The organism is Kitasatospora sp. NPDC093558, from assembly GCF_040683475.1.
Taxonomy (GTDB): Bacteria; Actinomycetota; Actinomycetes; order Streptomycetales; family Streptomycetaceae; genus Kitasatospora.
Window position 1 is genome coordinate 1 of the sequence record NZ_JBFBDY010000182.1, and the last position, 8,072, is coordinate 8,072.

General features: G+C 72.7%; 8 protein-coding genes. 4 read left to right on the forward strand and 4 right to left on the reverse strand.

Annotated features, from left to right (window positions below; translation table 11 throughout):
• Together AB0O00_RS18700 and AB0O00_RS18705 are read left to right on the forward strand one after the other, a co-directional pair.
• A partial coding sequence (locus AB0O00_RS18700; RefSeq protein ID WP_363653093.1) for an amidase occupies nt 1–992 on the forward strand: 992 nt, incomplete at its 5' end.
• 203 nt (nt 993–1,195) lie between these two features.
• Complete coding sequence (locus AB0O00_RS18705) at nt 1,196–1,810, forward strand: TIGR03086 family metal-binding protein (RefSeq protein ID WP_363653095.1); 615 nt, start codon at nt 1,196–1,198, stop codon at nt 1,808–1,810.
• A 17-nt stretch (nt 1,811–1,827) separates the two neighbouring features.
• Here AB0O00_RS18705 and AB0O00_RS18710 read toward each other — a convergent pair whose 3' ends face one another.
• The gene (locus AB0O00_RS18710) at nt 1,828–1,953 is read right to left on the reverse strand and encodes a hypothetical protein (protein WP_363653097.1); all 126 of its coding nucleotides are present in this window, start codon (nt 1,951–1,953) and stop codon (nt 1,828–1,830) included.
• A 312-nt stretch (nt 1,954–2,265) separates the two neighbouring features.
• On the opposite strand from AB0O00_RS18710, the gene AB0O00_RS18715 reads away from it, so the two are divergent.
• Nucleotides 2,266–3,087 carry an integrase gene (locus tag AB0O00_RS18715; RefSeq protein ID WP_363653099.1) on the forward strand — a complete coding sequence of 274 codons (822 nt, stop codon included), beginning with the start codon at nt 2,266–2,268 and terminating at the stop codon, nt 3,085–3,087.
• Between the two features lie 27 nt (nt 3,088–3,114).
• On the opposite strand, the gene AB0O00_RS18720 is transcribed toward AB0O00_RS18715, so the two are convergent.
• Nucleotides 3,115–4,065 carry a pirin family protein gene (locus AB0O00_RS18720; protein WP_363653101.1) on the reverse strand — a complete coding sequence of 317 codons (951 nt, stop codon included), beginning with the start codon at nt 4,063–4,065 and terminating at the stop codon, nt 3,115–3,117.
• 125 nt (nt 4,066–4,190) lie between these two features.
• A complete protein-coding gene (locus AB0O00_RS18725; protein WP_153466101.1) occupies nt 4,191–4,625 on the reverse strand; it encodes an SseB family protein in 435 nt (144 codons plus the stop codon).
• A gap of 283 nt (nt 4,626–4,908) precedes the next feature.
• Between AB0O00_RS18725 and AB0O00_RS18730 the strand changes: the two genes are divergently transcribed.
• Complete coding sequence (locus AB0O00_RS18730) at nt 4,909–6,738, forward strand: acyl-CoA dehydrogenase (protein WP_363653103.1); 1,830 nt, start codon at nt 4,909–4,911, stop codon at nt 6,736–6,738.
• Nucleotides 6,739–6,831: 93 nt separating this feature from the next.
• Here AB0O00_RS18730 and AB0O00_RS18735 read toward each other — a convergent pair whose 3' ends face one another.
• Nucleotides 6,832–8,043, reverse strand: a complete 1,212-nt coding sequence (locus AB0O00_RS18735) for an ABC transporter permease (RefSeq protein WP_363653112.1) — start codon at nt 8,041–8,043, stop codon at nt 6,832–6,834.
• Nucleotides 8,044–8,072 lie beyond the last annotated feature (29 nt).

Consider the following 8,072-nt stretch of genomic DNA (forward strand, 5'->3'; position numbering starts at 1 on the left):
GGGCGCTCGTGGCGGGCAAGACGGAGACCGCCGAGTTCGCCGCGAGCGCCCCGGGACCGACCCGCAACCCGCACCACCCGGGCCACACCCCGGGCGGGTCGAGCAGCGGTTCGGCGGCGGCGGTCGCGGCCGGTCTGGTGCCGCTCGCGGTGGGGACGCAGACGGTCGGCTCGGTGATCCGCCCGGCCGCGTACTGCGGCGTGGTGGGCTTCCGGCCGACGTACGGGCGGATCCCGATGGCGGGGGTGATCCCGAACGCGCCCTCCTTCGACACGCTGGGCGTGTTCACCTCGGACGCGGCCGGGGCGGCCCTGGCGGCCGGAGTGCTCCTCGACGGCTGGGACCACCGGTGGTTCGAGAACGCCGGCCGGTCGCTCAAGCGGTCCGTCCTGCAGAACACCGGAATCGCGGTGCCGGGCCGGGAGTACCTGGAACGGCTCGGCGCCGGCCCGGAGGCGATCGACGGCTTCGAGGAGCAGGTGGCCCGCCTCGCCGCGGCCGGGATCACGATCGACCGCGGGGGCCCGCTGCCCGGGGACGTCGGGGGGATCACCCGGACCCTGCAGACGATCAACCGCTTCGAGCTCGCCCGCAGCCACGCCGACTGGTTCGCCCGGTTCGGCGGCCTCTACCGGCCGGAGACGGTCGCGAGCATCCGTCAGGGCCAGGGCATCGCCGAAGCGGAGTGGGCGGCGGCGCAGCGGGTGCGTGAGCACCAACGCGCGCAGATCACCGAGCAGTTCGAGGCGTGCGGGTGGTCCGCCCTGCTGTACCCGTCCGCCACCGGCGGAGCCCCGGCGGGACTGCACAGCACCGGCGACCCGGCGATGTCGGCACCGTGGAGCTACCTCGGTTACCCCGCGGTCAGCCTGCCCGCCGGGCGGACCGCCGACGGCCTGCCGCTCGGGCTCCAGCTGATCGGCGAGCCGGGCCACGACGAGGGGCTGCTGAACCTGGCCCTGGTGCTGGAACGGCTGTTGGCGAGGCCGTAGGGCCTGTCTTCAACCCCTCCCGTCAAACCCCCGCCGTCCGCCGGAAAGCGATCGACGCCCGGATCCTCGTCGTGCACGATGAGGGCGACACCGTGGTCGGCCCGGACCACGCAGGGACTTGGCCACCACCGCGTCGTCACCGAACCCACCGTCATCGACCACGCCGCCGGCTTCGTGACCGGCGGCCAGGAGAGTGCGATCCGATGGAACTGACAGCGCTGTACGCCCGCTCGGTGGACTTGGCCGCCGAGGTCGTCGACACCGTGACGCCGGCCCATATGGACCTGGCGACACCGTGCGGGGACTGGACGCTGCGCCGGCTGATGGAGCACATAGTCGGCCAGCACCAGGGCTTCGCCGCCGCCGCCCGCGGCGCCGGCCCGGACCTCGCGCTGTGGGCCGACGCCCCGGTCGGCGACGACCCGGCGGGCGCCTTCCGGCGCACGGCGGAGGACCTCAAGGCCGCGTTCGCCGAGGCCGAGGCCGAGGCGGCGGACCGGAAGCTGTGGCTGCCCGAGATCCGCGACGGCGGCCCGTTCCCGCTGGAACTGGCGGTGGGCTTCCAGCTCGTCGACACGCTGGTGCACGCCTGGGACGTCGCGGCCTCCCTCGGCACGCCGTCCGGCCTCGCGGCGGCCGTCAACGGCGACCCGGCGCTGGCCGCGGCGCTGGTGTCGGCGTCCGAGCTGGTCCCGGCCGGGCCGGAGAGCCGCGGGCCGGACCGGGCGTTCCGCGAGCGCCTCCCGCAGGAGGACGCCGACACGCCGTTCGAGCGCGCGCTGGCGCTGCTCGGCCGCGACCCGGCCTGGAAGCCGTAGAGCACTTCCGCGGACGGTCAGCCGCGCGGGCGCTCGGGGCCGCGCTCCTCGTCGGGGAAGCGCGGTCCGCCGATCAGGAAGAACAGCGCGGCGGCCGGGAAGCCGAGCCCGGCGGCCAGCACCACGATGAACTGCCAGAACATGTCCCGCTCCTCGTCGCTCGGGAGCCGTCGGGGCCGACGGGGGCCGACGGGGGCCGTCGGGGGCCGGCGCAAGCCGTCGGGGCCGTCGGCGGCGGGGCTGCCGGAGCCGTCAGTCCCGGGCCCGGCCCGCCACCCGAAGGTGGACCCCAAACCCGACCGGCCCCGATTGGCCGGATTGTCCACTCGGTATCCGACGGTATGGCCGGATTGCCCCGGCTGCCACCGGACGCCGGCCGCCCCGAGGGCCCGGGCTCGCGCCACACCGGCGCAAGGGTCTGGGCGCGGGCCGGGGGAGGCCGCCACACTGTCGGGATGCAGCTACAGCTCGCAGGGGAAGCACGGCGGCCCGGCCGCGAGAGCGAGGACTTCGCGGCGGCCTCGCCGGAGGCGCTGGTACTGCTGGACGGTGCGAGCTCACCGGCCGGCCTGGAGTCCGGCTGTCGGCACGGGACCGCCTGGTACGTCCGCCGGCTGGGGGTGCACCTGCTCGCCCGGCTCACCGACCGGGTGGACCGCTCGATCTCCGAGTGCCTGGCCGACGCCATCGTCGAGACGGCCGCGCTGCACGGCGGCCGGTGCGACCTGGCCCACCCGAACACGCCCGCCGCGATGGTCGTCGCCGCGCGGCGGCACGGCGAGTCGCTGGAGTACCTGGTGCTCGGGGACTCGCTGCTGGTGCTGGAGTTCAAGGACGGCCCGCCGCGGGTGATCGGCGACAACCAGCGCTTCCCCGGCGGCGAGGGCCTGCGCCGGCAGATCTGGCAGACCGTGCCCGGCTCCACCGAGCGGGCCGCGCTGCACATGGAGTACGCGCTCGCCGTCCGCGCCGCGCGCAACACCGGGAACGGCCCGTGGATCGCCGCGGCCAGCCCGCGTGCGGCCGGACACGCCGAGACCGGCTTCGTCCGGCTGGAGCGCCTGCGCGCGCTGGCGGCCCTGACCGACGGCGCCTCGCGCTACACCGAGCGCTTCGGCCTGGGCAGCTGGGCGGACGCCCTGCGGCTGCTCGACGAGTCGGGCCCGGGCGAGCTGATCGCCCAGGTCCGCGAGGTCGAACGGGCGGACGCCGCCTGCGAGCGGTGGCCGCGCGGCAAGGCGCAGGACGACGCCTCGGCCGTCTACGCGCTGCTGTAGACGGCCGAGGCGCTCACGCGGACCGGGTCAGTCGACCGGGTGGCCGAACGAGCCGGACTGGTAGTCCCGCATGGCCTGCTCCAGTTCGCGGTGGCTGTTCATCACGAACGGCCCGTACCAGGCGACCGGCTCCCGGATCGGCTGCCCGCCCAGGATGATGACGTCCAGGTTGGGGTGCCGGGACTCCTGCTTGGCGTCGGCGGCGATGGTGATCGTGTCGCCCTCGCCGAACACCGCGGCCTGCCCGCCGCGGATCGGCCGGCGCTCGGCGCCGATCGTGCCGTCGCCGTTCAGGACGTACGCCAGGGCGTTGAAGTCCTGCTTCCACGGCAGGGTGATCTGCGCGCCGGGCGTGATGGTGGCGTGCAGCAGGGTGATCGGGGTGTGGGTGACGCCCGGGCCCTGGTGCCCGTCCAGCTCGCCCGCGATCAGCCGCAGGATCGAGCCGCCGTCCGGGGTGGAGAGCAGCTTGACGTGGCCGCCGTGGATGTCCTGGTAGCGCGGGGTCGTCATCTTGTCGGACGCCGGGAGGTTGACCCACAGCTGGATGCCGTGGAACAGGCCGCCGGTCAGCACCAGCGACTCCGGCGGGGTCTCGATGTGGAGGATGCCGGAGCCGGCCGTCATCCACTGGGTGTCGCCGCCCCCGAGGTGGCCGCCGCCGCCGTGCGAGTCCTTGTGGATGAACTCGCCGTCGATCAGGTAGGTGACCGTCTCGAAGCCGCGGTGCGGGTGCCAGGGCGTGCCCTTCGGCTCGCCGGCGGCGTAGTCCACCTCGCCCATCTGGTCCATCATGATGAACGGGTCGAGGTACTTGGTGTTGATCTTGGCGAAGGCGCGGCGGACCGGGAAGCCCTCGCCCTCGAAGCCCTCGGGCGCGGTGACCACGGTGAGGACGGGCCGTGCACTCGTGACGGCGGGGTCGGGGGTGGCGACGCGGGGGAGGGTCAGCGGGTTTTCGACGGTCACGGCGGGCATGTCGGCCTCCTTCGGGGGTTCCTCTGGCCTACGTCCACGAGAGTAGTTCAATTCTCAACAAGTGGCAAGTTGAAAGTTGAACTATGCGCTGACGGAGAAGCTCGGAGCTTCTCTTCCGGGCCGGGTCAGCCGTACATGCGGCGCATGGTGAAGTCGACCATCTGCTCCACGGCCTTCGCGTCGAAGACCATCCGGTGCTCGCCCTCCATGTCCAGCGCGAAGCCGTAGCCGGTCGGCAGCAGGTCCAGGACCTCGGCGCCGGTCACGGTGAAGTGCTTGGAGTCCTTGCCGGCGTAGCGGCGCAGCTCCTTCAGCGAGCTGAACATCGGGATCACCGGCGTCGGCGTGTTGTGCAGCGCCAGGAAGCCGGGGCGGTCGCCGCGCGGGCAGTGCACCTTGGAGGTGATGAAGATGGCCTGGAAGTCCTCGACCGCCATCGACCCGGTGGTGAAGGCCCGGACGGCGTCCGCGAGGGACGGCGGGGAGGGCTCAGGGTAGAGCGACTGCTGGGAGGCCTGCGACTGCGCGCCGTAGGCGTCGGGGCCGGGCATGCCGTTCATGCCCGGCTGCGGACCCGCCTGCTGCTGGTAGGGGTCGCCCGGGTATGCGTTCTGGTCATATCCGTACACACGGACAGGCTAGCGGGAGCGCACCCGCCCGTGCTGGCGTCGATCCTGACAAGGAGTCGTCGTCCCCTCTTGTGGGACGTGACCACGTTCATAGCGGATTCGCCGCCGGGGGCTTGCCCAAGTTACCGCTGGGTAGCATCATGATGCCTACTGGTGGGTACGGGACGCCCGAACGCGGCGGTCTCCCGGAAGCGACGAACCGGAGAAAACGGCCATGGGTCACTACAAGTCCAACCTGCGGGACGTGGAGTTCAACCTCTTCGAGGTGTTCGGCCGCGACCAGGTGTACGGCACCGGACCGTTCGCCGACATGGACGTCGAGACCGCGAAGAACATCCTGAGCGAGATCTCGCGCCTCGCCGAGAACGACCTCGCCGCGTCCTTCGTCGACGCCGACCGCAACCCGCCGGTCTTCGACCCGGAGACCAACACCGCCCCGATCCCGGCCTCGTTCAAGAAGAGCTACCAGACCTTCATGGACGCCGAGTGGTGGCGCCTGGGCATCCCGGAGTCCATCGGCGGCCAGGTCACCCCGAACTCGCTGATCTGGGCCTTCGCCGAGCAGATCCTGGGCTCGAACCCGGCCATCTGGATGTACTCCTCCGGCCCGGCCTTCGCCGGCGTCATCGCCGAGGAGGGCACCGAGGAGCAGCTCGAGGTCGCCAAGCGGATGACCGACCGCCTGTGGGGCTCCACCATGGTCCTCACCGAGCCCGACGCGGGCTCCGACGTGGGCGCCGGCCGCACGAAGGCGATCAAGCAGGAGGACGGCTCCTGGCACATCGAGGGCGTGAAGCGCTTCATCACCTCGGGCGAGCACGACATGTCCGAGAACATCATCCACATGGTCCTGGCCCGCCCCGAGGGCGGCAAGCCGGGCACCAAGGGCCTCGGCCTCTTCATCGTCCCGAAGTTCGACTTCGACTGGGAGACCGGCGAGCTCGGCGAGCGCAACGGCGTCTACGCCACCAACGTCGAGCACAAGATGGGCCTCAAGGCCTCGAACACCTGCGAGATGACCTTCGGTGCCAAGCACCCGGCCAAGGGCTGGCTGCTCGGCGAGAAGGTCGACGGCATCCGCCAGATGTTCAAGATCATCGAGTTCGCCCGCATGATGGTCGGCACGAAGGCCATCGCCACCCTCTCCACCGGCTACCTGAACGCCCTGGAGTACGCCAAGGAGCGCGTGCAGGGCGCCGACATCTCGCAGTTCCTGGACAAGACCGCCCCGCGCGTCACCATCACCCACCACCCGGACGTGCGCCGCTCGCTGCTGACCCAGAAGGCCTACGCCGAGGGCATGCGCGCGCTGGTCCTGTACACCGCGTCGGTCCAGGACGACATGATGGCCGCCAAGCTGCGCGGCGAGCGCGACGAGGCCGCCGAGCGCCTCAACGACTTCCTCCTGCCGATCGTCAAGGGCTACGGCTCGGAGAAGTCCTACGAGCAGCTCGCCCAGTCCCTGCAGACCTTCGGTGGCTCCGGCTACCTGCAGGAGTACCCGATCGAGCAGTACATCCGCGACGCCAAGATCGACACCCTCTACGAGGGCACCACCGCGATCCAGGGCCAGGACTTCTTCTTCCGCAAGATCGTCAAGGACGGCGGCCAGGCGCTGACCGCCCTGAACGAGCAGATCCAGAAGTTCATCGGCTCCGCCGAGGGCGGCGACGCCCTGGCCGCCGAGCGCGACCTGCTCGCCAAGGCCGCCGGTGACCTGGAGGCCATCGTCGGCAAGCTGATCGCCGACCTGACCTCGGTCGAGCAGGACGTCAAGAACATGTACAAGGTGGGCCTCAACACCACCCGCCTGCTCATGGTCTCCGGCGACGTCGTGGTCGGCTGGCTGCTGCTGCGCCAGGCTGCGGTGGCCCTGGCCAAGCTGGAGGCCGGCGCCTCGGAGAAGGACGTCCCGTTCTACCAGGGCAAGGTCGCGGCGGCCCGCTTCTTCGCCAAGAACGTCCTGCCGACCGTCGCCCCGCAGCGCCTGATCGCCGAGGGCATCGACATCGAGATCATGGACCTGGCGGAGGAGGCCTTCTAAGGCCCTCCCATCGCCCGGCTCCCCGAGCTGCCTGACGAAACCCTCATGCCGAAGGGCCCGACCCACCTGGTCGGGCCCTTCGGCATGTGCCGCTCACGCGCTCCGCAGGGCCTTCAGTGGGTCCGTGCGGGCCGCCCGGAGCGCGGGGTAGAGGCCGGCGAGCAGGCCGACGAGCGTGCCGATCAGCGGGGCCGGCAGGGTGGCGGCGGGCTGGAGGACGGCGGTCCAGCCGCGGGCGGCGGCGACCGCGACCACCGTCACGACACCGAGGCTCGTGCCGACCAGGCCGCCCAGGGTGCCGAGCGCGGTCGACTCGGTGAGGAACTGGGCCGCGACATGGCCGGTGCGGGCGCCCAGCGAGCGGCGCAGCCCGATCTCCTCCGTCCGCTCCAGCACGGCCACCAGCGTCGTGTTGGCGATGCCGACCGCGCCGACCAGCAGGCAGATCCCGGCCAGGCCGAGGAACAGGCCGCTCAGGTCGGAGGCCACGCCGTCCCGCAGGCCGTGCGGGTCCGGCGGCGGCACGACGGTGAACGCCTGCGGCGCGTCCGGCCGCAGGGCGAGCGGGAGCTGCGCGGCCACCACCGGCGCGGCGCCGACCCGGGTCGCCACCAGGGCCTGGGCGCCGCGGTCCGGCTGCGGGGCCGGGTCGTCGTAGCGCTCCAGCGCCGTACTGGCCGGGATCACCAGGCCGAGCAGGGCGCCCGGCTGCCGTCGGACGTCCGCGTAGATGCCGATCACCGTGTACGGGACGGCGTCGATGAACACCGCCGGCTGGGCGTCCAGGCGGCTCACGCCGAGGCGCCTCGCCGCCGCCTCGCTCAGCAGCACCACCGGCTGGGCCGTCCGCTGGACGAACGGGTCCATGGTGACCCCGGCCGTCAGGGTCGGCTCCATCGCGGCGACGGCGCCCGGCGTGGCCGCGAACACGGACAGGCCGGCGCCCTCGTCCGGGCCGTTCGGGCGGGCGGAAATCACTGGGGCGCCCGGGACCGGCCACCAGACGCCGCCGGCCAGGACGCCGTCGATTGCGGCGAGGCGGCGGTCGGTGTCCGCCGGGAAGTCGCTCGGCGGGTTGGCGCCGGGGGCGACGCCGTCGGTGCCCGGGTGGCCGGTCACGGTGACGGTGGTCGCCCTGGTCAGGCTGAACCGCTCGCCGACCTGGCCGGAGGCCGTCGCGGTGAGGCCGAGCACGGCGACGAACGCGCCGACGCCCAGCACCGTGCCCAGCATCGTCAGCACCGACCGTCCCGGGCGCTGCAGGACGCCGGCGAGGGCCTCGGCGAGGAGGTCGCGCGGGCTCAGGCGGGAGGGCGGCTCGGGGAGCGGGGGCC

Coding starts and splice junctions, on each gene's coding strand:
- AB0O00_RS18710 (WP_363653097.1), bottom strand. CDS start 1,953: ATGTTCTGGCAGTTCATCGTGGTGCTGGCCGCCGGGCTCGGCTTCCCG.
- AB0O00_RS18705 (WP_363653095.1), top strand. CDS start 1,196: ATGGAACTGACAGCGCTGTACGCCCGCTCGGTGGACTTGGCCGCCGAG.
- AB0O00_RS18715 (WP_363653099.1), top strand. CDS start 2,266: ATGCAGCTACAGCTCGCAGGGGAAGCACGGCGGCCCGGCCGCGAGAGC.
- AB0O00_RS18720 (WP_363653101.1), bottom strand. CDS start 4,065: ATGCCCGCCGTGACCGTCGAAAACCCGCTGACCCTCCCCCGCGTCGCC.
- AB0O00_RS18730 (WP_363653103.1), top strand. CDS start 4,909: ATGGGTCACTACAAGTCCAACCTGCGGGACGTGGAGTTCAACCTCTTC.
- AB0O00_RS18725 (WP_153466101.1), bottom strand. CDS start 4,625: ATGAACGGCATGCCCGGCCCCGACGCCTACGGCGCGCAGTCGCAGGCC.